A 25,719-nucleotide genomic window follows, 5' to 3' on the forward strand; every position below is an offset into this window, starting at 1 on the left:
TGCAAAAATATATTTCAATTTATGTTTATTTTATTATATCAATAAGTTATATAATTTGCATCAATTTTCAAAATTAAAAAAGTAAGGCAATAAACCTTACTCTCTTTAATTATAATCTTTTAGCAGATTCATAAGCAAGTGGTGATCTTTCACATTCATCATATTTTAAAGTTACTTGACAGCAAAGCTCACTTCCTTTCATTTTTTCTGCTGCATAGCATAATCCATTAGACCTAGAATCTAAAAAAGCATGATCTATTTGTTCTGGATCTCCTATTAATATAAGTTTAGTACCCTCACCTACTCTTGTTATTATAGCTTTTACTTGTTTTGGAGAAAGGTTTTGTGCTTCATCTATTATTACCCAGTTTTTTACTATAGAACGTCCTCTTAAATAAGCAACAGCTTCAGTATTTATTATTTTTCTATCAAAAAGTTCTCTAACTTTATCGTCTAATTCTTTTTCATTTTTATATCTTTCTTTTTCATCAGAATCTACTAATATTTGAAGATTATCAAAAATAGGTCTCATAAAAGGAGATATCTTTTCTTGTTCGGTTCCTGGTAAAAAACCTATTTCTTCGTCCATTGTTATATTAGGTCTACATACAAGTATCTTTCTATATTGTCCATTATTTTCTTCCATAATTTTTTGAAGTCCTACAGCAAGAGAAAATAAAGTTTTTGCTGTACCTGCTGGTCCTTTTACTATAACAAGAGGAACTTTATCAGCTTCTAAATATAAAGCTTCAAGCATAAATTTTTGACCAACATTTCTTGGAGCAATTCCCAAAGGTGTCATATCTTTAAATAATAATGGTACAACTTTTTTACCATCAAATCTTCCTAATGCTGTTTTTTTGGGATTTAAAATGTTATGAATTATTAAAAATTCATTTACAAAAAGTTCTGGAGCTGAATACTCATCTAATTCATTAGAGTAATATAATAAATCTTTAACTTCAATACATTTTTTTTGATAAAATTCATCTAATTTTTCAGGAGAAGTATATACATCAATTCTTCCAGTATATTGACTTTCATATTCTGGAACCATTTTTTCATAAAAATCTTCTGATTCTATATCCATAGTATCTGCTTTTATTCTCTCAAAAATATCCTTTGAAACAAGAACAACATCTTCTCCTTGCTTTTTAAGTCCATTACATACTTGAATTATTCTATTATCAGCTTTATGACTATTCCATACTTTTGGTATTTCTGCATCAAGATGATTCATTTCTACTCTAAGTTTTCCTCCACCTGGAAGATCAACACCTTTATTTAATTTTCCTTTTTTTCTAAGATTGTCTAAAATTCTTGCTGCTTGTCTAGCATTTGAACCTAAATCTGTTTTATCTTTTTTAAAAGCATCTAATTCTTCTAATACTACCTCAGGTATTACTACATCATTATCTCCAAATGAAAATATAGCACTAGGCAAATATAAAATAACATTAGTATCCAAAACATATGTCTTCTTCAAGGTATTATCCCCTTTCTTAGCTGAATTTTAAGATATAAAAATTTAATTTAAAACTTTATATTTTTAATTTATAAATATTTAAAGTATATATATTTCTTTATTCAAATTAAGTATTTTTCTAGTTTTAAAGTTTTTAAATATAAATTTATTTTTAAATATATTTACAATATGTTTATTATTATATTATGATTTAGTATGGTAAATATATTATTAATAATTATAAAAATATATTATATAGTTTTAGTCATAAATATTTTAGCAGATTTAATAGTATATTAATTTTTATATAATATTTATTGTTTAATTTTTCCATATATAGTTTTTTGACAAATAATAATTTTTATTATATAATTATTATTAATATATGATAATATTAGCCCTATTATATAATGATGTATTAAAAAATTTAAATATTTATAATTTAGGATGGTGAATATGAATAATTTAACAGAAATTTTTAAAGAAAAAAAACTCAAGCTTACTCCTCAACGCATCGCAGTATATAAATATCTAAAATCAACAAAAGAACATCCATCTGCAGAAACTATTTATAAAGCTCTTCAGCCTGACTATCCTACAATGAGTCTTGCTACTGTATATAAAGCTTTAAAAACTCTTGTAGAAGTAGGATTAGTTCAAGAACTGAATGTTGGTGAAGGAAATTTTAGATATGATGGAAATACATGCCCACATTCTCATATACAATGCTTAAATTGCGGACGTGTAGATGATATTGAAGGATTTTGTTTATCAGAATTAAACGAAAAAATAAGTGCTTATACAGATTATGCAATTTTAACAAATCAAGTTTATTTTTATGGTTTATGTAAGGACTGCCAGAAAAACACAAATGATGATATTGATAATTAAAATATAAAAGGATATGCTAGTTTTAAGCTAACATATCCTCTTTTTATTTATAAATTTCATTTAATATTTCATTCCACTCATTTTTGCTATAATTTCCCAATAAAATATTATTTATTTTATAACTTATAATTTTATTAAAATTTTTTGGGAGGTTATAAATATATACAATGCTATTTTGATTTGCATTAGAAAGTTTTGTTACAATATTTTCTCCTAATCCTTGAATTTCTGCATTAGCCTTTTTATTACCAGTTATATAACCTTTTTTAACAAGTTCTTCTTGAGTTTTTTCATCTAATACAAATTTAATAAATTCACTTGCTTCTTCAGAATTTTTACCATTAATGGGCAAAGATAAAATTGTATCTACTAAAACTGGTATATTAACTTTTATATTATTAGTAATTATTATATCATTTATTGTTTCAATATTGCCATCTTTTAATTTATCATAGTAATAAGAAGTACTTATAATAAATGGTGTACTACCATTTATTAAAGAAGTAAATGTACTTTCATTACCAATTTCAAAAGAATTTTTATTTATTATGCCCTCTCTTACAGCAGTATTTATATCATCAAATATATATTGCATTTCTTTAATATTTTTATATGAATTTTTATTATCATAAGCCCCATCTAAATCTGATATTTTTACTCTATTACTTGCAATCATTGAAGATAAAACTATATTTATATCTAAGTCTTCAGGAACAATAACAGGAATTCTTATATTATTTTCTTTAAATTTTTTTAAAATTCCTAATATATCTTCTACATTTGCCATCTTAGATATTCCTAATTTGTTAATAGCATCTTTATTATAAAAAGCTGTAATTACATAAGGAATTATACTTATTCCATAATATTTATCTTCAAATCTTCCATAAGAGGACATTATATTATAATATTTTTCATTAATTTTGTTTTTATCATAATACTGAGACATATCACTTAAAAGACCTTTTTTAGAAAGTTCGATCATAGTGTTTCTAGATGTTAATATTAAATCAGCTTTATCTCCTTTACTTATTTCTTCTACTATATTGCTCTCAGTCTCTAGCACATCATTTATCTTTAATTTTACTTTTGTATTTTTTTTCATATATTCTTCAGTTAAAAATTTTATTATACTCAAAGAGTTTTTATCTTTAATATCTACATACACTTTTAATTCTTTTTCTTCTTTATCTTGATCTTGTGAATTTTTCTTTTTGCAAGAACATAAACTTATACATAAAAAAATAGATAAAATTATAGAAAATTCCCTTTTTATTTTCAATTTTATCACCTCCCTATTTATATAAAAAACAAATTTGATAATTTTTTGTATTAATTATTAATATAAATATACAAATATATAAAATCTTTTAATTTTATTGTATGTAAATTAATTAAATATAAACTTAAATCATATAATTAAATGGAGGTGATTTATATGAAATTTAGGATAATATTTCTAAAGAAAAAACATATTTATTATGCAGTACTTTCGTTAATTATTATTATACTTTTAGTTGTTTTACTTTTAACTAAAAAAAGCGTTTCTACTTTTAACACTTTAGTTGATAACAACAAAATTATTCAAGCTGACTTAACAGGTGACGGCAAAAAAGATATTCTTTATATAAAAGTAGAAAATGGTAAATACTATATGGAAGTAAACGATGGAAAAAATAATTATTATTTAGAAACATCTAAAAATCTTCCTACAGCAGGATTGTATGATGCTAATAATCCTATGAAAATTACACTTATGGATATAACAAGAGATAAAGTACCAGAAATATTTACACAATCTTCAGAAAATGGTAAAGGAGTCCAGCATGTATTTATTTATAGTGATGGAATTTTTAAAGATATGTTCTGTGATTCCAATAAAATAATAGGATTTGTTGATGTTAGTAATAACAAAACTCCTAAATTTTTAACAGGAAAAATAACTAACAAAAATATAGAACTTTCAAATTACATATTTTTACCTGATCAAAAAAAATTAGAAAATTTTTCATATAATTATAAAGATAATTATATGGGAAAAGATAATGTATATTCGTTTATAAAACTCATTGAGGGACTTCCTCAAAGTGCCTCTAATAAATTAGAAAATATTTTTTATCCAGGATTAACTGAAGAAAATATATCTGTAATTGAAAGGCTAGCTCAAGATAACAATACTTATGTTTTTCAAAATTGTGTTTTTAAAGATATAAAATCTGATAATAATGGAGAAATAAGTGAAATACTTTGGACAATTAATTTCAAAGGAACATCAATTTCAGATAAAAATAAAATAAAAAATTATACTTTAAATCTGCTGCTCAAACCTTCAAATAAAACTGAGGATAATAAAGCTTTTAAAATATATTCTATAAGCTTTTAAGTATTAAAAATATTAATAATTAAAACAAAAGGGACCGCTACTAACGGTCCCAAGGGGGATGGGGGGTTCTAGCATTAAATGAAAGAATTAAACTTTCATTATATGCTTTGGAGACTAATCTCCAATCACATTATTAATATTGACTAATAATTGAACTTTTATACATATATATAAAATTTTTTTATATTTAATATAAAAGTAAAGAAATAAAAAGGAGCAACACTATAATGTTTAATGAAAAAGAAAAAAATAATAGAATAGAAACCCTTATTGGTGATAAATGTACAGTTATTGGTTCTATTCAAGGTGAAGGCTTAATGAAAATAGATGGAACTATTGAAGGAGATATAAATTTACAAGATGATATTATAATAGATATAAATGCTTTATGTAAAAGCAACATAAATTGCAAAAATGCTACTATAAATGGCAAAGTTGAAGGAAATATAATATGTGAAAATACTCTTACTATAGAAAGCTATGGAAAAGTAACTGGAAATATAACTGTTAAAAATTTGGTAATAAAAGAAGGTGGTATATTAGATGGAAAATGTACCATGGTCATGTCAAAAGAACCAAGTGAAATTTTATCATAACAAAAATAATTAGGAGGTCTAATTTTAAGACCTCCTGTTTATTTTTTAATTATTCTATCTTTTGCATGGATTGCAGCAGGATAGGTAGAATAAAGCTATTATAAATAATATGCCATTATCTACTGAATTTGAAATACCGCCCATTTCTCCAACTTTATCCATTGGTTTTCCACCTTTATTAAATTGAAGAAGTATAAGAATTAATATAACTAAAGTTGGGAAATTACAGCAGCATTTATCCTTTTTATTCATATGAAACCCCCCTTTCTTGGGCACTGGTTTAATGTAATCTATCTTTTATCATTTGCTTTTTTAAGGGCATAAGTTTTTGAAACAGCTTATCTATCTGTGTATTAGGGATATATGGATTTCTGCTGTTTCTATAGGCTTTGAAATCATTTGTTTATACTATATACTATTCTTATAAATATAAATTTGTGATATAGAATTGTATATTTTTTTATAAATTTTATAAGTGCATATAATATATAATATTAATTTATGCTTATCTTTTCATAAGTCTAGTTATATTATAAATTTGCAAAATTGAATCTATTAATTTAGACTTATCACTATCTACTAACGGTTTCATTGCATTTAAAATTTCAATCCTTTTATCCATTTCTTTAAAAGATACATTATTTTCAGTTTGCTCTCCACTCATAAAATTTTGCACCATAGAAGATAATTGCCTTAAATCTACATTGTTAAGTAATCCTGTTAGCTGATTAGGATCCATATTACTAAATAAATTCCCTATTTGATTTATATCAAAATTATTATTTCTATCCTCATCATGATATCTTTTTTGTTTTTTACTGTGCTTAGACATACATTCACCTCCATATATTTTTGCATTATGTTAAGAGGGCTGATAAAAAACAGCCCTCAAATTTTTTATTTTCTGCAAGGAGTACAGCAAGAAAGGAAATACAGTGCAATTATAAACAATATACTGTTATCTATTAAATTTCCTCCACCAAAGAACGTAGGTACTACAGATGATTGAGTATCACATGAATCATCTGACACTACAGATCTAAAACCACCATAGCTGCCTTTTTTATTGAATTGAAGAATTATCAATATCAATATTATTAATGTTGAAAAATCACAGCAGCAAGAATTAGCTAAAGATGTATTTTCTTTTTTATTTTTTTTACTCATAAAATATATCCTCCTTTTCATTAAGAGCTTTCCTTAAAGCCCAAGCTTTTTTATTTTCTATCTTTTGTTAAAATTTAGCAATCATCATCTGTATCTAAATTGATAATATTAGTGTTTTCACTACTGTCATTACATAAAATCAATATTGCGAATATGATTAATATAAACCATCCATTTTCACTAAAGAAGTTGTCTGTATGTCCATGATGATGATGGTGGTGATGGTGGTGTTTTCTATCACAATCGCATCCATAGCTGCCAAAGCCACAACCGTCTCCATTGCATAAGCAGAATATTATTATAATAATTATCACCCAAATTACTAGGTTATCATTTTTTCTTCTCCTTACTGCTCCGGGAGCTCCAATTTGTCTTGCAGCTGCAATTTCTTTCGATACACTGTCCATCCAATCACTCCTCCCTCTCAGAAAATTTTTCTATCATTTGTTTTCTACTATATACTATTCTAATAAATATCTTTTGACACAAAAAAAACTGAGTTTAAATAATTTTAAACTCAGTTTTTTTAATCAATTTTTTAATTTTCCTCAAATTCACCAAATAAAATATCTAAAATTTCTTCTCTGCCTTCTTTTGTTAAAGAAGAATAAAATAATATTTTTTCTTCGCTTTTTAAACCCAATGTTTCTTTTATAATTTTTTCATTTTTTGCAATTTCACTTTTTTTGAGTTTATCTTTTTTAGTTGCTATTATAACTGTATTATAATTATAATGTTTAATCCAATTATACATAAGAATATCATCATCACTTGGTTTATGGCGACTGTCAACTAATAAAACTACCTTTTTTAAAACTGGTCTATTTAAAAGATAATTTTCAATTATCTTTCCCCAGCTTTCTTTTTCAGCTTTTGAAACTTTAGCATATCCATAACCTGGCAAATCTACAAGATAAAATTTATTATTAATAAGAAAAAAATTTACTAGTCTTGTCTTACCTGGAGTGGAACTTACCTTTGCAAGACTTCTTCTATTAGTAAGGCTATTTATAATTGAAGATTTACCTACATTTGAACGTCCTACAAAAGCTATTTCAGGCCTATTATCAGTAGGATATTGATTAGGCTTTGCTGCAGAAGTTATAAATTCAGATTGTTTAATTAACATTTTTCCCTCCACTAACTAATGCATTTGAAAGTACATCATCTATTTTTTCAGCTAATATAAACTTTAATTTATTTTTAATAGTTTTAGGTATTTTATCCATATCTTTTTCATTATCCTTTGGTATTATAACAGTATCTATACCCGCTCTATAAGCTGCAAGACATTTTTCTTTTAATCCACCAATAGGTAAAACTCGTCCTGTAAGAGTAATTTCTCCTGTCATAGCTACATTATGTCTAACACTTTTTAAACTTAGTGCAGAAACCATAGCAGTAACCATTGTAACACCAGCAGATGGACCATCCTTTGGTACAGCCCCTTCTGGAGCATGTATATGTATATCTTTTTCTTTATAAAAGTTAGGATTTATACCATATTTTTCAGCATTAGCACGTATATAACTATACCCTGCTCTAGCAGATTCTTTCATTACATCTCCAAGCTGACCAGTTAATTCAAGCTTTCCATTTCCTGGCATAACACTAACCTCAACTGGCAAGGTATCTCCACCATATCCCGTCCATGCCATTCCCATAACTACGCCAATTTTATCAATTTTATCTGCTTTATCATAAGTATATATAGGTGGTCCAAGATACTTTCTTACATAGTTAGAATTAATATTAATTTTCTTTTTATCTTTTTCTACCATCTCAGCTATACTTTTTCTTATTACAGTAGCAATTTTTCTTTCTAAATTTCTTACTCCCGATTCCCTTGTGTAATTTTCAATAATATTGTATATAGCATTATCTGTAAAATTAATAATGTTTTCTTCTATATTATGTTCTTTAAATTGTTTTGGAATTAAGTGTTCTTTAGCAATATGAAATTTTTCTTCATATGTATATCCAGAAACTTCTATTATTTCCATTCTATCTAAAAGTGGTCTTGGTATAGTATCTAAACTGTTAGCAGTAGTAATAAAGAGCACTTTAGATAAATCAAAATCCAATTCTAAATAATGATCTCTAAAAGTACTATTTTGTTCTGCATCAAGAACTTCTAAAAGTGCATCAGCAGGATCTCCTCTAAAATCATTGCTCATTTTATCTATTTCATCTAATAAAAATAATGGATTTTTTGATTTTGCCTGTTTCATGCCATATATTATTCTTCCTGGAATAGCTCCTACATAAGTCTTCCTATGGCCTCTTATTTCTGCTTCATCCCTCACGCCACCTAAAGACATTCTTACAAAATTTCTATTAAGTGCATTAGCTATAGATCTTGCAATAGAAGTTTTACCAACACCTGGAGGGCCTACAAGACATAATATTGGACCTTTTAAAGATTTACTCATTTTCCTAACTGCTAAATACTCTATTATTCTATCCTTAACATCTTCTAACCCATAATGTTCTCTGTCAAATATTTCTCTAGCTTTTTTAATATCTAAATTATCTTCAGTTTCATTATTCCAAGGTAAATCTAGTATCCAATCCAAATAAGTTCTTATAACTCCTCCCTCTGGAGAAAAAAAGCCGCTGTTTTTTAATCTATCAAGCTCATAAATAGCTTTTTCTTTAACAGGCTTTGGAAGTTTTGCTTTGTTTATTCTATTTTTATACTTGGATATTTCTTTTTTATCTTCGTCTTCTTCACCAAGCTCCTCTTGAATTGCTTTAAGCTGCTCTCTTAAATAATAATCCTTTTGAACCTTATCAAGTTTACTTTTTACTTTATTGCCAATCTTTCTTTCAATATTCAATATTTCAATTTCGTTATTTATAACTACTAAAAGTTTTTCAAGTCTTTCTATTATATTATAAGCTTCTAATAATTCTTGCTTTTTTTCACTTCTTAACATTAAATATGAACTTATTACGTCTGCAAGTCTTCCCGGACCTTCAATATCTTCTAATGATATTAATATTTCTTGTGGAACATTTCCAGATAATCTTATATATTCATCAAATGACTTTTTAACTGATCTAGTTAAAGCTTCACATTCATTATCTGAGATATCTTCTTCCTTTAATATTTCAATTTCTGCCTTTAAAAATTTCTCTTCCTCTATTAAAGAAATTATTTTGGCTCTATTTAATCCTTCTACAAGAATACGTACTGTATCATTAGGAAGTTTTAGTATTTGCTTTATAATACAGATAGTACCTATATCATATAAATCCTCTTTAACTGGTTCTTCAATTTTAGCATCTTTTTGTGAAACTAAAAAAATCTCTTGATTGTTAAGCATTGCTTCTTCTAAAGCATTAATAGATTTTTCCCTGCCGACATCAAAATGCATTACCATATATGGGAATATTGTAATGCCTCTTAAGGGAATTAGAGGAATAATTTTTATGTCTTTTTCCATTTTTATCCCCTCACTTAAATTTATTTGAATTCAATTATTTTTGTAATTAAAATAATCATAATTTATTTAGACTTTATATATTATACTCATAAAACAATCCTTTTTCAATCATTATAGAAATTTTTAAATGTATATTCAAAATCATAAATTAGTATAATGTTAAGTTAGGGGAGTATTAATACTCCCCTAACTTAAAGTCCTTATATCCTCTATCTTAAACCTATGAGGTTTTGTGAATTTGATTATATAAAATATATTTTTATTTTTTTAAAATTTCTAATGTTATATTATACATAATTAAATTTTATGAATAAAGAGATTTTGCTGTAAGTATGCTATTGTTTGAATCTATGATTATACTTTCATTCTTTTCATTTTCTTCTTTTATAAGTGATATCTCTAAAACTTCTTTTATATGGCTTACTGGTATAATTTTAGCTTCTTTTATGTTAGAGAAACTATCCTGCCAGTTTTCTTTAGGAATAATAATCTTTTTTGCTCCAGCTTTAATTGCTGCAGCAATTTTAGCATTTACTCCTCCAATAGGTTTTACATTCCCATAAAGAGATATTTCACCTGTCATAGCAACTTCATTATTTACAGGTATGTTATTTATGGCACTATATATAGCAGTTGTAATACTTATTCCTGCAGATGGACCATCTACTGGTGAACCCCCTGGAAAGTTTACATGTATATCATATTTATCACAATTTAATTCATAAACTCTTTCAAGAACAGTCATTACATTTTCTACAGAACATCGAGCCATACTTTTTCGTATAACTTTTCTATTAAAACTTGTTATCTCTTCTTCTTCTACTATTCCTGTTATTTTCAATTCTCCTTTTCTAAATCTGCTCTTTTTAGCACTTGCTTCAATTTCCATAACAGCTCCCATATTGGCTCCATATACTGCAAGTCCGTTTACAAATCCGACCTGTGGTTTATTGTTAATTTTATTTTCTGGTCTAGGAGAATATTGACCATTCTCTATAACCCATTCAACATCTTCTGCTGTTATTATATTTCTATTATCATTTATAGCAATACCACATGCAAGCTGTACTAAATTAATTGCATCTCTTCCATTAGATGCATACTTACCAACTAATATACGCCCCTTTTCTTCTAACTTTAGCCCTAACTTATCAACAGAATTTTGTGCAATTTCCTCTATTTCCTCACAAAGCAAAGGTCTAAAAAATATCTCTACACATCTTGATCTAATAGCAGGAGTTATTTCCTCTGGACTTCTTGTAGTTGCACCTATTAATCTAAAATCAGCTGGAAGTCCATTTTCAAATATATCTCTTATATAAGTAGGCATATTACTATCTTCAGAATTATAGTATGCACTATCTAAAAAAACTTTTCTATCTTCTAAAACTTTTAAAAGTTTATTCATTTCAATTGGATGTAACTCTCCTATTTCATCTATAAATAAAATACCTCCATGAGCTTTAGTAACTGCTCCTGGTTTAGGTTGTGGAATTCCTGCAACTCCTAATGGTCCAGCTCCTTGATATATAGGATCATGTACAGAACCTATCAAAGGATCTGCAATACCTCTATCATCAAATCTTATGGTAGTAGCATCTATTTCCACAAATTTTGCATTTGTTTTAAAAGGTGAATTTGCCCTTTTTTTAGCATCTTCTAGTACTAGTCTGGCAGCTGCCGTTTTACCTACTCCCGGAGGACCGTATATTATGACATGCTGTGGATTAGGACCACAAAGTGCTGCTTGAAGAGCTTTTATACCTTTTTCCTGCCCTATAATCTCTTCAAAAGTACTTGGCCTGCTTTTTTCTGTAAGTGGTTCTGTAAGACTTATATTCCTCATTTTCTTAAGATTATCCATTTCTTTTTTATTTTCTTTATCAATAGTTACCTTATTTGTTTTATGATCTTTTAAAGCATTATAAAAATACAATCCCATAATAATAGTAACTAAAAGCTCAATAAAAATTAAAAAATTCGTCATAATATTTCCCAATTTTATATTTTGTCATAAAAATATAAAATTAGTAAACCTCCCTTCCATAGTAAAATTATAGTAAATTTATCCTTTTTTTATTATGTACAATTACTTCTTAATTTATTCCACTATTTTCTATATTTTTTATATTGAATAATTATATTAAAAATGGTAAATAAAAAAGAGCAGATTACTGCTCTTTTTTATTTACCATTTTAAGCTGTTTCTATTCCTTTTCTTCCTCTTCCTTTTCTTGATGGCTTAATAGGTAATCTTTTTTCACCTTCTGCCATTATAAGTTCAGGTTTTTTAGTTTTTATAGTTTCTTCATTTATTATTACCTTTGCAATAGCTTCATTAGAAGGTACTTCAAACATTACATCACGCATAATATCTTCTATTATTGCTCTTAATCCTCTTGCACCTGTATTACGCTTAATTGCTTCATCAGCAATAGCATTTAAAGCCTCTTTTGAAAATTCAATTTCTACATTATCCATTTCAAAAAGCTTTTTATATTGCTTTACAAGAGCATTCTTAGGCTCAGTTAATATTTTTATTAAAGCTTCTCTATTTAAAGCTTCTAATGTAACAACTATAGGAAGTCTTCCAACAAACTCTGGTATAAGTCCAAATTTTAGTAAATCTCCTGGCATTATATCCTTTAAAAGTTTGCTAATATCTTTTTCTTTCTTTGATTGAATTTCAGCACCAAAGCCCAAAGCACTAGCTCTAGTTCTTCTCTCTATGATTTTTTCAATTCCATCAAAAGCTCCACCACAAATAAATAATATATTTGATGTATTTATTTGTATGAATTCTTGATGAGGATGTTTTCTTCCTCCTTGTGGTGGTACTGAAGCTATAGTACCTTCTAGTATCTTTAAAAGAGCCTGTTGTACTCCTTCACCAGATACATCTCTTGTTATAGAGGGATTTTCAGATTTTTTTGCTATTTTATCAATTTCATCGATGTATATTATACCTTTTTCAGCTCTTTCAATATCATAATCTGCATTTTGAATTAATTTTAAAAGTATATTTTCAACATCTTCTCCTACATATCCAGCTTCTGTTAACGTAGTAGCATCTGCAATAGCAAAAGGTACATTTAAAAATTTTGCTAAAGTTTGTGCAAGAAGTGTCTTACCTGAACCTGTTGGTCCTAAAAGCAGAATATTACTTTTTTGTAATTCTATATCATCATTATCTATATTAGAATTTATTCTTTTATAGTGATTATATACAGCTACAGACAATGCTTTTTTAGCTTCATCTTGGCCTACAACATAATTATCAAGATATGCTTTTATCTCAACAGGCTTTGGAAGTGAATCAGTTTCTATTTGAATATTATCATCAAATTCATCACTTATTATTTCTGAGCAAAGTTCAATACATTCATCACATATATATACTCCCGGCCCAGCAATAAGCCTTCTTACAGCATCTTGATTTTTGCCACAAAAGGAACATTTTAGCTGTCTTTTATCATCATTCTTTGCCATTATCTCACCTCACTTTGCATAATTTGCAAATGCAAATTATGCAAGTTTATTTCTTTTAAGTTTATTTCTTTTTAGTTATAACTTCGTCAATTAAACCATAAGCTGCTGCTTGCTCTGCTGTCATAAAATTATCTCTTTCAGTATCTTGTTCAACCTTTTCTAATGGCTGACCTGTTCTTTCAGATAATATTGTGTTTAATCTTTTCTTTATCTTTAAAATTCTATCTGCATGTATTCCTATATCAGTTGCTTGACCTTGGAAACCTCCTAAAGGTTGATGTATCATAATTTCACTATTAGGTAATGCAAATCTTTTACCCTTAGCACCAGCTGCTAAAAGAAAAGCTCCCATAGATGCTGCCATTCCTATACATATAGTAGAAACGTCTGGTTTTATATATTGCATTGTATCATATATTGCCATTCCTGCTGTTATAGATCCTCCTGGACTGTTTATGTAAAGATATATATCTTTATCAGGATCTTCTCCTTCAAGGAATAAAAGCTGAGCAACTACTAAGCTTGCAGTAACATCGTTTACCTCTTCACTAAGCATTATTATTCTATCTTTTAAAAGTCTAGAATAAATATCATAAGATCTTTCTCCTCTATTTGTTTGTTCAACAACTACTGGAACCAAACTCATAAAATCTCCTCCTTTTTATTTTTATGTAATATCTCTAATTATAATTAATTGCCAGATATATCTGGCAATTAACATCATTTTATTTTATGCAACAGCTTTGCTATTTTCTACTAATAGCTTTATAACTTTTTCATTCTTTAATTCATTAGATATGTAATCTTTCTGAACATCAAGAAGCATCTTAGCAGTTTTTTCAATATCATTTTCACCATATTGTTTAGCAATTTCTTCTGCTCTATTTTGAAGTTCTTCCTCAGTTACTTCAATATTTTCAATTTGGCTTATTTTTTCTAAAACTAAATCAGTTTTTACTCTCTTTTCAGCACTCTCTTTCATAAATTCTCTAATACTTTCTTCAGTGCTGTTTGTATATTCATAATATGTTTTAAGATCAAGTCCTTGATATCTTAATCTCATTTCTAAATCTCTAATCATATTATCTATTTCTTTATTTATCATAACTTCTGGAATATCTACAGAAGCATTATTAACTGCAGCATCTATAACTGCTTCTTCATATTCACGAGTTGCCCTTAAATCATTAGTTTCTTGAAGTTTCTTTCTTATATCAGCTTTTAATTCTTCTAATGTATCAAATTCTGATACTTCTTTAGCAAATTCATCATCTAATTCTGGAACTTCTTTTGTTTTTATTTCTTTTACAGTAACTTCAAAAACTGCAGGCTTACCATTTAATTCTTCTCTTCCATATTGTTCAGGGAAAGTTACATTTACATTTTTAGTTTCTCCTATAGCCATACCTACAAGCTGATCTTCAAAATTATCTATAAATGAACCTGAACCTATTTCTAGAGAATAATCTTTAGCTTCTCCTCCTTCAAAAGGAACACCATCAATAAAGCCTTTAAAATCTATAACAACTATATTACCTTTTTCTACAGTTCCTTCAGCCTTAGTTTCAATTCTAGCATTTTTTTCTGCCATAGATTTTAATTGAGCATCTACTTCTTCATCAGTAACAGGATATTCTACTTTCTTAACTTCTAATCCTTTATATTCTCCAAGTTCAACTTCAGGATATACTGTAACTTCAGCAGTGTATATAAAATCTTTCCCTTCTTCTATTTGAACTAAATCTATTTTTGGATAATCTACTGGTTTAATATCATTTTCCTTTATAGCTAAAGGATATGTTTCATCACAGCAAATGTTGATAGCATCTTCAAAAAATACGCCTTCTCCATAATATCTTTTTATGATATTTATTGGAGCTTTTCCTTTTCTAAATCCAGGTATATTAAATTTTTTTGCATTTTTAACATAAGATTTTTGAAGTGCTTCCTTGAATTTTTCAGCTTCTACGCTTACTTCAAGTTTTACAGTGTTCTTTTCTATTTTTTCCACTTTAACGTTCATTATACTTTTCCTCCTATAAATAAATTCACCGGAGCACATAAATGTGCTAATGCATTTTAACCATAATATTATACCATATATTCATAAATTTACAAACATTATAATAAAACAAAACAACATTATAATAAAATTCTTTAAATAAAAATTTATAAAAATAAGAACTTCTAGTATTTTATATTATATCTCAAATACTTGATATTTTACAAGAATTATTTTTATTAGAAATTTATTGGCTTATAATTATATTTCCATTATTCACCTTTACAAATTTTGATGTTCCATTATCCATTATTATCTCCAGTCCTTTATCTTGTATATCTCCAAATTTTAAATTTTCTCCTTTTATACTTGTTTTACTTTTATGACTATTTTTATTTTTAACATTTACTGTCCATAAATACTTTGTAGCTGAATTACGTATATATGGTAGCTGAGAAAAATATGCTATATTTTCATCATCTATAAATTTAGGCAAAGTACACCAAACATAATTAGGTCTTTTTTTAAGAACAGTATCTCTTTTATATGATTTATAACTCAAATCCGAAATATTCTCAACTTTTCCATCTATATTTATAAACCATATACCTTGAGAAATACCATCAAAAATAACTATACCTGTATTGGAAGGATTTAAATTAAATGAAATATTAGGATTATCAGTACTTATATGTTTAAATTTATTTGTTCCTTCACTATATTCATACACAGCTTTTAATTTTATTCCATTATCTAAAGTAATGTCATATGATTTTTCTTCAATTTCATCTTTTGAAGTTTTTTCCTCTGTATTTGCATTTTCTATGTTTATATTTTCTATATTTGTATTCTTTGTATTTTCTTTTTGCTGTGAAGATACTATTTCTTTGTTGTTTTTTTCAGTTTCATCTGTATTTTTTTGATTGTTATTAATTAAAATATTTTTCAAATTGCCTTTTAAAGCAAATAAAACTCCAAATAATATTATAAAAATAATTATTGTTACAGTTATTTTTATTCTACGTCTTTTTTTATATTTTTCATATTCCTTACTAAAAATACTTGGTTTCCCCACTTTTAAATTCTCCTTCCCATTATCTATTGTATAACCTGTATATTATAACTATATAAGTCATATATTATTTCAACATAAATCATATATTATTTCAATCCATCCTTATTATACCTCAATAATATAAATCTTACTATAAATAATCTATATTACCTATCTATTTTAAATAATATTTAATAACATTTTCAATTAAATTTAATAATATTTATTAAATTTATATAACATAATAATCTTACAAAAAATCTTTTTATTAAATATTAACAATTATGTATAACTGAAGCAACACTATTTTATAATAACATAATTTGACATTCAATTAAAAAATTATTAAACTTATTTATAATGAATTCTTTATATGAATAAAAAATAACGGAGGCTTTTTATGAAAAATCAAAAGATAGAAAAAAATAAAAGTTTAAAAAATACTTTACTAGACTACGTTATTTCAATTGCTGCAGCTTTTATTATTGCCTTAACATTTAGAAGCTATGTTTTTGCTAGAGCTGATGTAGATGGTGAATCAATGATGTCAACTCTTTATGATAAAGATGTTATATTTGTGGAAAAAATAAGCAAATTAACTCATAATTTTAAAAAAGGTCAAATTGTAATTTTTAACTCGAAAAATTATAATGAAGATATATATGTAAAAAGAATAATTGCTACTTATGGTGATGAAATAGAAATAAAAAATGGAAAAGTATTTTTAAATGGTTTTGAACTTGAAGAACCTTATTTAGACAAAAACACTGTTACTAATCCAGGTCCATTTATGACAAAAAATAAAAAGTATAAATTAAAGGAAGATGAAATATTCGTCTTAGGAGATAATAGAGAAAATAGTGTAGATAGCAGAATTTTAGGGCCTATTAACATTAAAGATATAGAAGGACATGTAATATTTAGAATATATCCTTTTAATGAAATAAAAATTTTTAAATAAAGAACTTACAGTATTTTATTACTGTAAGTTCTTTATTTATTATTTATTTCTTCATATTTATTTCATAAAATTTGGTTTTGGCATTATAAATAAGTTAGGTTCCTCAAGATAATCCTGAACTATTCTAAGTGCTTCTCCAAATCTTTGATAATGAACTACTTCTCTTTCTCTTAAAAATTTTAATGGTTCTATTACGTCTGGATCATCAGCCATATTTATCAGCCATTCATAAGTTGCTCTTGCTTTTTGTTCTGCTGCTAAATCTTCAGTAAGATCTACAATTGGATTACCCTTTACTTGTATATATGCTGCATTAAATGGAACTCCTGTTGGATTTGATGGATAAATCCCTTTATCATGATCTACATAATAGCTGTCTAATCCTGCTTTTTTTATTTCTTCTAAGCTTGCACCTTTAACTAATTGATTTACTATAGCTCCAACAATTTCTAAATGAGCTAATTCTTCTGTTCCAATATCATTTAGTGTTGCAATAGCTTCAGGCGTAACCATTGAAAATCTTTGACTTAAATATCTAAGTGAAGCCGCTAATTCCCCATCTGGACCGCCATATTGAGTAATTATTAATTTTGCCATGGCCGGATTGGGATTTTTTATTTTAACTGGATATTCAAGTATTTTATCATAATTCCACATAATATATCTCCTTCCTTTTACTTTACAGCTTATAATTTGCTTCATATTCCCAAGGCCATGGCTCTTCTATCCATTCCCAAGGATATGCACTAAGGGAGTCGTTTTGATTTATCATATCAAAAAGCTTATCATATTCACTTCTAAGAGTTTTTAGCTGCTTTACATAGCTATTTCGCTTTGCTAAAGCATTTTTATCCATAGGATGAGTATTAAGATAAAGCTGAAGATCTTCTAACATAAATTGTACTTGAGCGATTTGCTTTTTAAGTTCCATTTTATTTATATTTTCATTCATTACTGTGCCCTCCCCCCTTAGTCAAAATCTGGTTCATTATAATATTCTCTATTTTTTTAACTTTTGATTTGTAAACAGCCTGTGGATCATAAGGCGCCTCAAATTTACTGTAAAGTTCTGGAAAGGCAGTCCCTCTTTTTAAAGCTTCTAAAGGCTTGAAAAGTTCGCATAAATTCTGATAAGGAACATATGCAGTAGCCAATCTTACATTTTTTATAACCATCTCCTGTGGTATACATTCCTGCATAGGAATACAAGGTTCATTATAAATCCCATCTTCGGGTTTTAGAATATAAGCCATATAATAATTTATCCTCCTTAAAAGTTACTCACATAGTTTTAATATATGTTTTATCAAAATATTTGCTACATAAAATTTTTAAAAAAAATAACTTATACATAAACCATAAAATATAGGTATATGTATAAGTTAATTAACAATAAAATATTAATTGTATTTATCTATCTTTCTCCTAACTTAAGATTTGGTACTGCATTTAAATTTAAATCTGCAAATCTTCCATTTATATATTCAAAATATGCTGCACTTCCTATCATTGCGGCATTATCTGTGCAAAGTATTGGAGATGGAAATAACACTTTAATTCCTCTTTTATTTCCTTCTTTTATTAAAGTTTCTCTTAAAGTAGAATTTGAAGCTACTCCACCTGCTATTGCTATTTTATCTACTTTTTTTATTTTGCAGGTTTTAATTGCATTATCTACAAGAACATCTATTAATGCCTTTTGAAAAGATGCTGCAACGTCTGCTTTATTTATTTTTTCTCCTTTCATCTCCATATTATTTAAATAATTTAAAACAGCTGATTTTAGTCCACTAAAAGAGAAATCTAATGTTTCATCATGAAAATTAGCTCTTGGAAATTTTATTGCATCTGGATTCCCTTCTTTTGAAAGTTTATCTATTTTAGGCCCTCCAGGATAGCCAAGTCCTATGGCTCTTGCTACTTTATCATAAGCTTCACCTGCTGCATCATCTCTAGTTTCTCCAATTACTTCAAATACCCCATAATCTTTCATATATACAATAAAAGTATGTCCACCAGAAACTACAAGACATATAAAAGGCGGCTCTAAATCTTTATGCTCAATAAAATTTGCACAAATATGTCCTTCAATATGATTTACTCCTATTAATGGTTTGTCTATAGCATATGCTAAAGATTTTGCATACTGCATACCTACTAATAATGCTCCTACAAGTCCTGGACCATAAGTTACACCTATAGCATCTATATCTTTTAAAGTTAAATCAGCCTTATCTAAAGCTTCTTTAACAACACTGCTTATAACTTCAATATGCTTTCTTGAAGCTACTTCGGGTACAACTCCTCCAAATTTTTTATGTATGTCTATCTGTGATGCGATAATATTAGATAAAACTTCACGACCATTAACGACAACTGCTGCTGCTGTTTCATCGCAGCTAGATTCTATAGCAAGTATTTTTATATTTTCCATAACATTACCTTCCTACTTAAAAATCTATGATAAACTTTATTATACACAAAAATCTATGTTATAATCAATTATGTATAATTAAAAAAGAAGGAGTTAATTATGTCTGATACTTATGCAAAAGTTATAGTAAAAGGTTCTCCAATTTCAAAATCTAATTTTAAACTTTTTAATATAAAAGGAAGAGCCATACTTCCATATAATTCTGGGAAATATCATGATAGGTATGCTTTATATGAAGAAGAAATAGCTTATGAAGCAAGAGCACAAAATCCAAATACTATATTAAATGAAGCATTAATTGCTGTTCTTAAGGTATATTACAAAAGTCAAAAAAGGCATCCTGATACAAATAATATAACAAAAAGTATTTTTGATGGTATAGAAAAGAGCGGACTTATAGTTAATGATGCTCAAATAAAAAAACTTATTATAGAAGAATTTTATGATAATAAATTCCCGCGTTTTGAATTAGAGCTTTTTGCTGAAAGTTCTTATTGTATGAATTACAATATATCTCCAAAAAAAGTTAAAGATACTCCCGTAATTTACGAACCACCAAGCAATAAAAAAAACTTATACATAAAAAATACTAAAGCAAAAACACATTCTAAAAATAGTACAAACACCATATGTCAAATATGCAATAAATCTATAAATAAAGAAAATTCTATAAGTGCAAACAATGGCAAAATAATAATTTGTAAAGATTGCTTTACAAAATTATTTTAATTAAAGTAAAAACAGAGGGTAAATTTATTCCTCTGTTTTTATATCTTCTAATTTTATTGTAATTTTATAACAATCTTTCTTATTTTTTAAAATATCTTTTGGAATTTTTATAGTTTCTATTTTACTTGGAATCATTTTATCTTTATTAATTTTTACTTCTAATTCATTATCAAAATACACATTAATAGATTTTTTTTCATAAGGCTTATTTATTCTAAATTTTATATTTAAATAATTTTCTATATTATTTAAATTGATAAAATTAGGCACAGCATAACTTATACCATCTGCGCATATTATTTCAATATTTTTTTCATTGTATCTTTTTCCAAATATATAATAAGCTGCATTTATTCCTGCTTGAAAAGCTTCATCTACTATATCACTAGCTGAATCGTGTAAATACAATACATTACCACATGCAAATATACCATCTAAGTTTGTATGCATGCTTTCATCTATTTCAGGTCCTTTTGTTGAATTTAAAATTGTTACTCCAGCTTTCCTTGAAATTTCATTTTCGGGAAGTAAATCCACAGAAAGTACTAAAGTATCACAAACTATATATTCCTCTGTCCCAGGAATAGGAACTTTTTTTTCATCAACTTCTGATATTGTTACTCCTTCTACTCTATCTTTACCATTTATATCTACTACTGTATGATTAAATTTAATAGGTATATTAAAATCAGTTAAACACTCTTTTATATCTTCTTCTTTACAATTTGGATAAGACATAAGTTCTATTACTGATTTAACATTCCCTCCTTCTATAGTCATTCTTCTTGCCATAGCAACTCCTATATGTCCTGAGCCTAATATTACTATTTCTTTCCCTGGCAAGTAACCTTCTAAGTTTATAATCTTTTGTGCTGAACCAGCTGTAATTATACCTGCAAGTTTACTTCCCGGCACATTTATTGCTCCTCTTGGTTTTTCCCTGCTCCCCATAGCTAATATTACTGCTTTTGCTTTATAAAATTCTATTCCATCTTCGCTTACAACCTTTATTTCTTTATTCCCATTTAATTCTATAACAGCAGAATTACATTTATATTCAATTTTAAGTTCTTTTATTCTTTCAATAAATTTATATACATACTCTGTACCTGTAAAAAATTCATATTCCTGCTCTTTATCTCCAAATCCAGTATGTATGCATTGATTTAATGCCCCACCTAAAACTTCTTCTCTTTCTAATATCAAAACTTTTTTTACTCCTTGTTCTCTTGCTCCTATAGCTGCTGAAAGCCCAGCTATACCACCACCAATAATTATTACATCGTATTCAACCATAAATTAATCCTCCTTGTAAGGCTGCAAGATGCAAATACTAACATATATCGAAGTATATTTTACCATAGTAAATTTTTTTATCCTATATTTTTAATAAAAAAAAAGCCAAAAATTTGGCTCTTTATAATCTAAATGTTTCTTGCCCATTTGCTTGATACAGGGTAGCTATAATCTTTGCCATTTAAAACATTTACTATAGCAATTATAGGAAATACAATACCTGCTATACTAAAACCTATAATTCCAATAATTCCTATAAAAATTATTGTAAGTATACCTGATGCTATTAATGACAAAATAATTAAAATTTGAAACATAAGTGCTTCTTTTGCTTGAGTTTTAACATAATCATCTTTTGAAATAAGCATTACTATAAGTGGAATAATTATAGGTGCTCCAAAAAAAATACCTCCATGGCAAATAGCAGCCAAAATTTTTTGTTCAGTAGTAAGCATTTAAATCCTTAAATCCTCCTTAAAATTAATCTTTATATAGCATATTCATTTTATTGTAAATCTGATAATAAGTATATAATTATTTTTTGTTTAAAAGTTCTTTCATTCCAAATTTAATCAATATAAATGAAATTACAAATGGAAAAAATTTATATAGTAAAGGATTTAAAAGGCTTTGTGCATTTTTAGCATTATAATAATCTTTTATAATAGATACAACAGTAACAACGAAAATTATAATTCCACAAATAAAAAAAATTAAAGAATGTTTTTTTAAAATACTCTTTTTCATAAGTACACTCCTTTGAATATGCTATATAACATTCTACTATATATTCTATAATTTTATTATACAATGTTTAGATATCTTTTTCAAAAATATCTAAACCATTTTAAAAAATTTCTTGAAAATTTTATACTATTAGTGCCAGTAAAACTGGTATCTTTTTAATTATTTTTTTCCAGTTATCAAGATAAATTGTGATACATTATGACATTATCATAAATCAATCATAAAAATCAACAGAATTTTAAAAATTATGCTTGACTGATTAAGCTTTCTGCTTTATAATATTTTTTGTCGGTAATCGTTACAGTAGAAATACTGAAAAACGACAAAACATTAATAAATAAAGGGGTATAGCTCAATTGGTAGAGTAGCGGTCTCCAAAACCGTTGGTTGCGGGTTCGATTCCTGCTGCCCCTGCCATTTTTATTACTGTGGACTTAACAGTAATATTTTCAAGGGTTTAAAGTAGTTGATAGCGTTCTCAGCTACTTTTTCTGTTTTTTGTCCGTTGTATTGTTCTGTGAATGTGACCGTTAGAATTTCAGAGGGGAGCGGTTCAGCCCTTCTCTACTTACAGGAGGTTACGCAGAATGACAACAAATCAAGCGGTTACAAAGGGTAGAGGTTCAAGGAAGAAACTAACAATGGATGGCAGTTTACCAGACATTAGACCGTTAGAATGAAATGAGATAAAAACTGGCACTATTTCTATTAAGGAATTTATAAGTAAACAGAAGGAATTTCTTTTAACTAAAAAACTTGAAGGCTTGGCAGAACGCACCTTGAAGGATTATGAGAAACATTTCCAGTACCTAAATAGCTGGATATTACAGGAATATTGCGAGGAAACGGATACTTCAAACCGCTACACGGAAAAAGGCTTATTTATGGCTTATGTAGGATATATGATTTCACAGTTTAAGCCAGCTACAGTTAATATCAGATTAAGGACACTGAAATGTTATCTCAATTGGTTACACAGTGATGACATAGTAAAAGAGGATATAGCAAGTAAGTTGAAGTTAGTTAAAGTGCAAAAAGATACAATACAGCCATTATCTACAGTTTGGTGTTAGTATAATATTGTAGACACAGAAAGCCGAACACATTTTAGTAAGTATAAACTGTTGATAATTGACGAGATAGGTTATTTGCCAATTGGCGAACAAGAAGCTAAAATGTTTTTTCAACTTATTGATAAACGCTATGAGCAAAAGAGTACAATAATTACCAGTAACATAAATTTATCAGATTGGAGTCAAATATTTGTAGATAACATGCTAGCTAGCGCTATTCTTGATAGACTTGTTCATCACTCTAGCATTGTAAACATATTAGGCAATTCTTATAGAACAGCTTCTGCTCTCTCTAAGATTTCTAATAAAGATACTTAGCACAATTGTACATAAAAATATTGGCACAATTGTACAAAATAATCTTAACATTAATAATAAAATACGACTTTGTAGAATAATGAGGAAACTCGGAAGTTAGTAAATAAATAAAATGAGTAGTGTTGTTTGGGGTAAATACTGCGTGTACACAAAGGATACCTTATATAACAAGGATTACAACAATATTAATAACATATTATCTCTATACATAGAAGTTTTAGGAAAGTTGTAATAATAACCAAAAGTTTTGTAATTATAAATCGTTATATTGCATTACTTCCATAAATGTAATATAATTGGATAGAAAATGAAAAAACGAGGGGGATTAGTCATGAGTAATCTTATAAACTGTAAAGCGTGTGGTAAAGAAATTGCAAAGGGAGTAAAGAAATGTCCACATTGTGGTAAAGACCAAAGAAATTTCTTTATGAAGCACAAAATTATTACAGGAATTTTAGTTTTAGTTGTAATAGGAATTATTGGTTCATTAGGAAGCAATGGTGGTGGTAACAGCTCTGCTACAAATGATACAAGTAAACCTGCTACATCTTCAAGTGCAAAGCAGGCTGATACAAAGAAGGAAGAACCAAAGGAATTTTATGCTGTTAATGAAGATGTAAAACTTAATGACGCAGTAGTAAAAGTTACAAAAGTAGAAAAGTCCAATGGTAGTGATTATGATAAGCCAAAAGATGGAATGGAATTTATAATTGTAACAGTTTCAATAAAGAACGATGGAAAGAATGAGATTTCATATAATCCATTTGATTTCAAAATGCAAAACAGTAAAGGACAAATTACAGATCAAGCATTTACAACTGTAAATACCAGCACACAGTTAAACAGCGGAAACCTTGCGGCTGGTGGAGAAGTTACAGGAACAATTGCTTTTGAACAACCTAAAAATGATAGTGCATTAGTTTTAAAATATAAGGGAAACATGTTCAGCAATAAGGAAATTAAAATAAAACTAAATTAAATAGTTCGTAATACTATATAATTGAGATTAAGTACTGGCTTATTTGCTGGTACTTTTTTCTTAAATACACATTTAGACAAAGTTTCAATTTTATGAAACACTTTAATAATAGATAGGGGCAGAGATTAGTTGTACAAAGACTTTTCTGTGTTCCTTATTTTATTGTTGTTTACCTTTACTTACCTGTGAAACCTTCTGTCTTAACTCTATTTTTTCTTATTTATTAGTTATTAGGAACAAATCAAAGGAGGAAACAAAGATGTTACCAGAAAATAAAAGTGGATAAAGGTATATGAAGGGCTATATTCAGTCAATAAGAGGGCAAAGTGTATAGCTGAAACTGTAAAGAAGGAATATATAAAATGTAGATAAGTATATATAAGTAATTGCTGTAAAGGAACATAAGAATTACAGACATGGAGGAAACTTTGTTAGGGTATATGCTGTAAAATAACTTTGCAGGGGCATAGTTTGCCTTGCTGTATATGAATTACTGCATGGACTTCTGTTAAATATTTCTGTGGGTTTACCGTTAGTTGACTGTATGATATAATAGATACATAACCGTTACATCAAACAGAACATTAAGGGCTTTAAAGCCTTGAAATAACAGGGATTATGTATAAATGTCAAGATTAAAATGTAACTTTTTGATCATTTAAGAATGTAGCTTTTTTACTCATCCT

General features: G+C 27.3%; 26 protein-coding genes, 1 tRNA gene and 1 pseudogene. 8 read left to right on the forward strand and 20 right to left on the reverse strand.

Going from position 1 to position 25,719, the window contains the following annotated elements; all coding sequences use genetic code 11:
- Positions 1 to 109: 109 nt before the first annotated feature.
- Positions 110 to 1,486 carry a PhoH family protein gene (locus EGD97_RS08230; protein WP_078682088.1) on the reverse strand — a complete coding sequence of 459 codons (1,377 nt, stop codon included), beginning with the start codon at positions 1,484 to 1,486 and terminating at the stop codon, positions 110 to 112.
- A 435-nt stretch (positions 1,487 to 1,921) separates the two neighbouring features.
- Between EGD97_RS08230 and EGD97_RS08235 the strand changes: the two genes are divergently transcribed.
- Positions 1,922 to 2,356: a transcriptional regulator PerR gene (locus EGD97_RS08235; RefSeq protein WP_078682089.1), complete on the forward strand. Its 435-nt coding sequence runs from the start codon at positions 1,922 to 1,924 to the stop codon at positions 2,354 to 2,356.
- Positions 2,357 to 2,399: 43 nt separating this feature from the next.
- Here EGD97_RS08235 and EGD97_RS08240 read toward each other — a convergent pair whose 3' ends face one another.
- Positions 2,400 to 3,638 (reverse strand): ABC transporter substrate-binding protein, encoded by a 1,239-nt coding sequence (locus EGD97_RS08240; protein WP_127837027.1) that lies wholly within the window; start codon positions 3,636 to 3,638, stop codon positions 2,400 to 2,402.
- Between the two features lie 156 nt (positions 3,639 to 3,794).
- Here EGD97_RS08240 and EGD97_RS08245 point away from each other — a divergent pair, with 156 nt between their 5' ends.
- A complete protein-coding gene (locus EGD97_RS08245) occupies positions 3,795 to 4,739 on the forward strand; it encodes an FG-GAP repeat domain-containing protein (RefSeq protein ID WP_164850185.1) in 945 nt (314 codons plus the stop codon).
- 227 nt (positions 4,740 to 4,966) lie between these two features.
- The gene (locus EGD97_RS08250; protein ID WP_078682092.1) at positions 4,967 to 5,335 is read left to right on the forward strand and encodes a bactofilin family protein; all 369 of its coding nucleotides are present in this window, start codon (positions 4,967 to 4,969) and stop codon (positions 5,333 to 5,335) included.
- A 54-nt stretch (positions 5,336 to 5,389) separates the two neighbouring features.
- Here EGD97_RS08250 and EGD97_RS08255 read toward each other — a convergent pair whose 3' ends face one another.
- The 11 genes from EGD97_RS08255 to EGD97_RS08305 form a co-directional block, all read right to left on the reverse strand.
- Entirely contained in the window at positions 5,390 to 5,587 is a 198-nt protein-coding gene (locus EGD97_RS08255) for a hypothetical protein (protein ID WP_078682093.1), read from the reverse strand.
- 253 nt (positions 5,588 to 5,840) lie between these two features.
- Positions 5,841 to 6,167 carry a hypothetical protein gene (locus EGD97_RS08260; protein ID WP_127837029.1) on the reverse strand — a complete coding sequence of 109 codons (327 nt, stop codon included), beginning with the start codon at positions 6,165 to 6,167 and terminating at the stop codon, positions 5,841 to 5,843.
- A gap of 65 nt (positions 6,168 to 6,232) precedes the next feature.
- Complete coding sequence (locus tag EGD97_RS08265; protein ID WP_205693969.1) at positions 6,233 to 6,502, reverse strand: hypothetical protein; 270 nt, start codon at positions 6,500 to 6,502, stop codon at positions 6,233 to 6,235.
- Between the two features lie 74 nt (positions 6,503 to 6,576).
- Positions 6,577 to 6,909, reverse strand: a complete 333-nt coding sequence (locus EGD97_RS08270) for a hypothetical protein (protein ID WP_078682095.1) — start codon at positions 6,907 to 6,909, stop codon at positions 6,577 to 6,579.
- A 131-nt stretch (positions 6,910 to 7,040) separates the two neighbouring features.
- Entirely contained in the window at positions 7,041 to 7,631 is a 591-nt protein-coding gene (gene yihA, locus EGD97_RS08275) for a ribosome biogenesis GTP-binding protein YihA/YsxC (protein ID WP_078682096.1), read from the reverse strand.
- Complete coding sequence (lon, locus tag EGD97_RS08280; RefSeq protein WP_127837030.1) at positions 7,621 to 9,951, reverse strand: endopeptidase La; 2,331 nt, start codon at positions 9,949 to 9,951, stop codon at positions 7,621 to 7,623. Before lon ends, yihA begins: the two co-directional genes overlap by 11 nt.
- 304 nt (positions 9,952 to 10,255) lie before the next feature.
- Positions 10,256 to 11,938: an ATP-dependent protease LonB gene (lonB, locus tag EGD97_RS08285; RefSeq protein ID WP_078682098.1), complete on the reverse strand. Its 1,683-nt coding sequence runs from the start codon at positions 11,936 to 11,938 to the stop codon at positions 10,256 to 10,258.
- 209 nt (positions 11,939 to 12,147) lie between these two features.
- A complete protein-coding gene (clpX, locus tag EGD97_RS08290; protein ID WP_078682099.1) occupies positions 12,148 to 13,440 on the reverse strand; it encodes an ATP-dependent Clp protease ATP-binding subunit ClpX in 1,293 nt (430 codons plus the stop codon).
- A gap of 61 nt (positions 13,441 to 13,501) precedes the next feature.
- On the reverse strand, positions 13,502 to 14,086 hold the full coding sequence (gene clpP, locus EGD97_RS08295; RefSeq protein WP_078682100.1) for an ATP-dependent Clp endopeptidase proteolytic subunit ClpP: 585 nt from the start codon (positions 14,084 to 14,086) through the stop codon (positions 13,502 to 13,504).
- Positions 14,087 to 14,170: 84 nt separating this feature from the next.
- Positions 14,171 to 15,463: a trigger factor gene (gene tig / locus EGD97_RS08300; RefSeq protein WP_078682101.1), complete on the reverse strand. Its 1,293-nt coding sequence runs from the start codon at positions 15,461 to 15,463 to the stop codon at positions 14,171 to 14,173.
- 226 nt (positions 15,464 to 15,689) lie between these two features.
- On the reverse strand, positions 15,690 to 16,517 hold the full coding sequence (locus tag EGD97_RS08305; RefSeq protein ID WP_127837031.1) for a hypothetical protein: 828 nt from the start codon (positions 16,515 to 16,517) through the stop codon (positions 15,690 to 15,692).
- Positions 16,518 to 16,896: 379 nt separating this feature from the next.
- On the opposite strand from EGD97_RS08305, the gene lepB reads away from it, so the two are divergent.
- A complete protein-coding gene (gene lepB / locus EGD97_RS08310; RefSeq protein ID WP_078682103.1) occupies positions 16,897 to 17,457 on the forward strand; it encodes a signal peptidase I in 561 nt (186 codons plus the stop codon).
- Between the two features lie 57 nt (positions 17,458 to 17,514).
- On the opposite strand, the gene EGD97_RS08315 is transcribed toward lepB, so the two are convergent.
- The 4 genes from EGD97_RS08315 to tsaD all read right to left on the reverse strand — a co-directional run bounded on the left by EGD97_RS08315 (position 17,515) and on the right by tsaD (position 19,891).
- The gene (locus EGD97_RS08315) at positions 17,515 to 18,114 is read right to left on the reverse strand and encodes a manganese catalase family protein (protein ID WP_127837032.1); all 600 of its coding nucleotides are present in this window, start codon (positions 18,112 to 18,114) and stop codon (positions 17,515 to 17,517) included.
- Between the two features lie 22 nt (positions 18,115 to 18,136).
- Positions 18,137 to 18,409, reverse strand: a complete 273-nt coding sequence (locus EGD97_RS08320) for a spore coat protein CotJB (protein WP_078682105.1) — start codon at positions 18,407 to 18,409, stop codon at positions 18,137 to 18,139.
- Complete coding sequence (locus EGD97_RS08325) at positions 18,402 to 18,710, reverse strand: spore coat associated protein CotJA (RefSeq protein WP_164850186.1); 309 nt, start codon at positions 18,708 to 18,710, stop codon at positions 18,402 to 18,404. The genes EGD97_RS08320 and EGD97_RS08325 overlap by 8 nt, the downstream gene beginning before the upstream one ends.
- A 161-nt stretch (positions 18,711 to 18,871) precedes the next feature.
- On the reverse strand, positions 18,872 to 19,891 hold the full coding sequence (gene tsaD, locus EGD97_RS08330; protein ID WP_078682107.1) for a tRNA (adenosine(37)-N6)-threonylcarbamoyltransferase complex transferase subunit TsaD: 1,020 nt from the start codon (positions 19,889 to 19,891) through the stop codon (positions 18,872 to 18,874).
- Between the two features lie 99 nt (positions 19,892 to 19,990).
- On the opposite strand from tsaD, the gene EGD97_RS08335 reads away from it, so the two are divergent.
- Positions 19,991 to 20,620, forward strand: coding sequence for a RusA family crossover junction endodeoxyribonuclease (locus EGD97_RS08335; protein ID WP_127837033.1), 630 nt, complete (start codon positions 19,991 to 19,993; stop codon positions 20,618 to 20,620).
- A 24-nt stretch (positions 20,621 to 20,644) separates the two neighbouring features.
- On the opposite strand, the gene EGD97_RS08340 is transcribed toward EGD97_RS08335, so the two are convergent.
- From EGD97_RS08340 to EGD97_RS08350, 3 genes are all read right to left on the reverse strand, one after another.
- Complete coding sequence (locus tag EGD97_RS08340; protein WP_127837034.1) at positions 20,645 to 21,916, reverse strand: NAD(P)/FAD-dependent oxidoreductase; 1,272 nt, start codon at positions 21,914 to 21,916, stop codon at positions 20,645 to 20,647.
- Positions 21,917 to 22,044: 128 nt separating this feature from the next.
- The gene (locus tag EGD97_RS08345) at positions 22,045 to 22,371 is read right to left on the reverse strand and encodes a DUF4870 domain-containing protein (protein ID WP_078682110.1); all 327 of its coding nucleotides are present in this window, start codon (positions 22,369 to 22,371) and stop codon (positions 22,045 to 22,047) included.
- A gap of 79 nt (positions 22,372 to 22,450) precedes the next feature.
- Positions 22,451 to 22,663, reverse strand: coding sequence for a hypothetical protein (locus EGD97_RS08350; protein WP_078682111.1), 213 nt, complete (start codon positions 22,661 to 22,663; stop codon positions 22,451 to 22,453).
- 341 nt (positions 22,664 to 23,004) lie between these two features.
- Between EGD97_RS08350 and EGD97_RS08355 the strand changes: the two genes are divergently transcribed.
- The 3 genes and pseudogenes from EGD97_RS08355 (at position 23,005) to EGD97_RS08365 (ending at position 25,033) form a co-directional block, all read left to right on the forward strand.
- A tRNA-Trp gene (locus EGD97_RS08355) sits at positions 23,005 to 23,080 on the forward strand.
- Positions 23,081 to 23,766: 686 nt separating this feature from the next.
- Positions 23,767 to 24,054, forward strand: a pseudogene (locus EGD97_RS08360) (ATP-binding protein); the annotation flags it as partial.
- A gap of 331 nt (positions 24,055 to 24,385) precedes the next feature.
- On the forward strand, positions 24,386 to 25,033 hold the full coding sequence (locus EGD97_RS08365) for a DUF4352 domain-containing protein (protein WP_205693971.1): 648 nt from the start codon (positions 24,386 to 24,388) through the stop codon (positions 25,031 to 25,033).
- The last annotated feature ends 686 nt before the right edge of the window (positions 25,034 to 25,719 follow it).

The sequence above is a fragment of the Clostridium prolinivorans genome (assembly GCF_004011155.1).
In the GTDB taxonomy this organism is placed as follows: domain Bacteria; phylum Bacillota; class Clostridia; order Clostridiales; family Clostridiaceae; genus Clostridium_AT; species Clostridium_AT prolinivorans.

Coding starts and splice junctions, on each gene's coding strand:
- EGD97_RS08235 (WP_078682089.1), top strand. CDS start 1,922: ATGAATAATTTAACAGAAATTTTTAAAGAAAAAAAACTCAAGCTTACT.
- EGD97_RS08245 (WP_164850185.1), top strand. CDS start 3,795: ATGAAATTTAGGATAATATTTCTAAAGAAAAAACATATTTATTATGCA.
- EGD97_RS08250 (WP_078682092.1), top strand. CDS start 4,967: ATGTTTAATGAAAAAGAAAAAAATAATAGAATAGAAACCCTTATTGGT.
- EGD97_RS08255 (WP_078682093.1), bottom strand. CDS start 5,587: ATGAATAAAAAGGATAAATGCTGCTGTAATTTCCCAACTTTAGTTATA.
- EGD97_RS08260 (WP_127837029.1), bottom strand. CDS start 6,167: ATGTCTAAGCACAGTAAAAAACAAAAAAGATATCATGATGAGGATAGA.
- EGD97_RS08265 (WP_205693969.1), bottom strand. CDS start 6,502: ATGAGTAAAAAAAATAAAAAAGAAAATACATCTTTAGCTAATTCTTGC.
- EGD97_RS08270 (WP_078682095.1), bottom strand. CDS start 6,909: ATGGACAGTGTATCGAAAGAAATTGCAGCTGCAAGACAAATTGGAGCT.
- yihA (WP_078682096.1), bottom strand. CDS start 7,631: ATGTTAATTAAACAATCTGAATTTATAACTTCTGCAGCAAAGCCTAAT.
- lon (WP_127837030.1), bottom strand. CDS start 9,951: ATGGAAAAAGACATAAAAATTATTCCTCTAATTCCCTTAAGAGGCATT.
- lonB (WP_078682098.1), bottom strand. CDS start 11,938: ATGACGAATTTTTTAATTTTTATTGAGCTTTTAGTTACTATTATTATG.
- clpX (WP_078682099.1), bottom strand. CDS start 13,440: ATGGCAAAGAATGATGATAAAAGACAGCTAAAATGTTCCTTTTGTGGC.
- clpP (WP_078682100.1), bottom strand. CDS start 14,086: ATGAGTTTGGTTCCAGTAGTTGTTGAACAAACAAATAGAGGAGAAAGA.
- tig (WP_078682101.1), bottom strand. CDS start 15,463: ATGAACGTTAAAGTGGAAAAAATAGAAAAGAACACTGTAAAACTTGAA.
- lepB (WP_078682103.1), top strand. CDS start 16,897: ATGAAAAATCAAAAGATAGAAAAAAATAAAAGTTTAAAAAATACTTTA.
- EGD97_RS08315 (WP_127837032.1), bottom strand. CDS start 18,114: ATGTGGAATTATGATAAAATACTTGAATATCCAGTTAAAATAAAAAAT.
- EGD97_RS08320 (WP_078682105.1), bottom strand. CDS start 18,409: ATGAATGAAAATATAAATAAAATGGAACTTAAAAAGCAAATCGCTCAA.
- EGD97_RS08325 (WP_164850186.1), bottom strand. CDS start 18,710: ATGGCTTATATTCTAAAACCCGAAGATGGGATTTATAATGAACCTTGT.
- tsaD (WP_078682107.1), bottom strand. CDS start 19,891: ATGGAAAATATAAAAATACTTGCTATAGAATCTAGCTGCGATGAAACA.
- EGD97_RS08335 (WP_127837033.1), top strand. CDS start 19,991: ATGTCTGATACTTATGCAAAAGTTATAGTAAAAGGTTCTCCAATTTCA.
- EGD97_RS08340 (WP_127837034.1), bottom strand. CDS start 21,916: ATGGTTGAATACGATGTAATAATTATTGGTGGTGGTATAGCTGGGCTT.
- EGD97_RS08345 (WP_078682110.1), bottom strand. CDS start 22,371: ATGCTTACTACTGAACAAAAAATTTTGGCTGCTATTTGCCATGGAGGT.
- EGD97_RS08350 (WP_078682111.1), bottom strand. CDS start 22,663: ATGAAAAAGAGTATTTTAAAAAAACATTCTTTAATTTTTTTTATTTGT.
- EGD97_RS08365 (WP_205693971.1), top strand. CDS start 24,386: ATGAGTAATCTTATAAACTGTAAAGCGTGTGGTAAAGAAATTGCAAAG.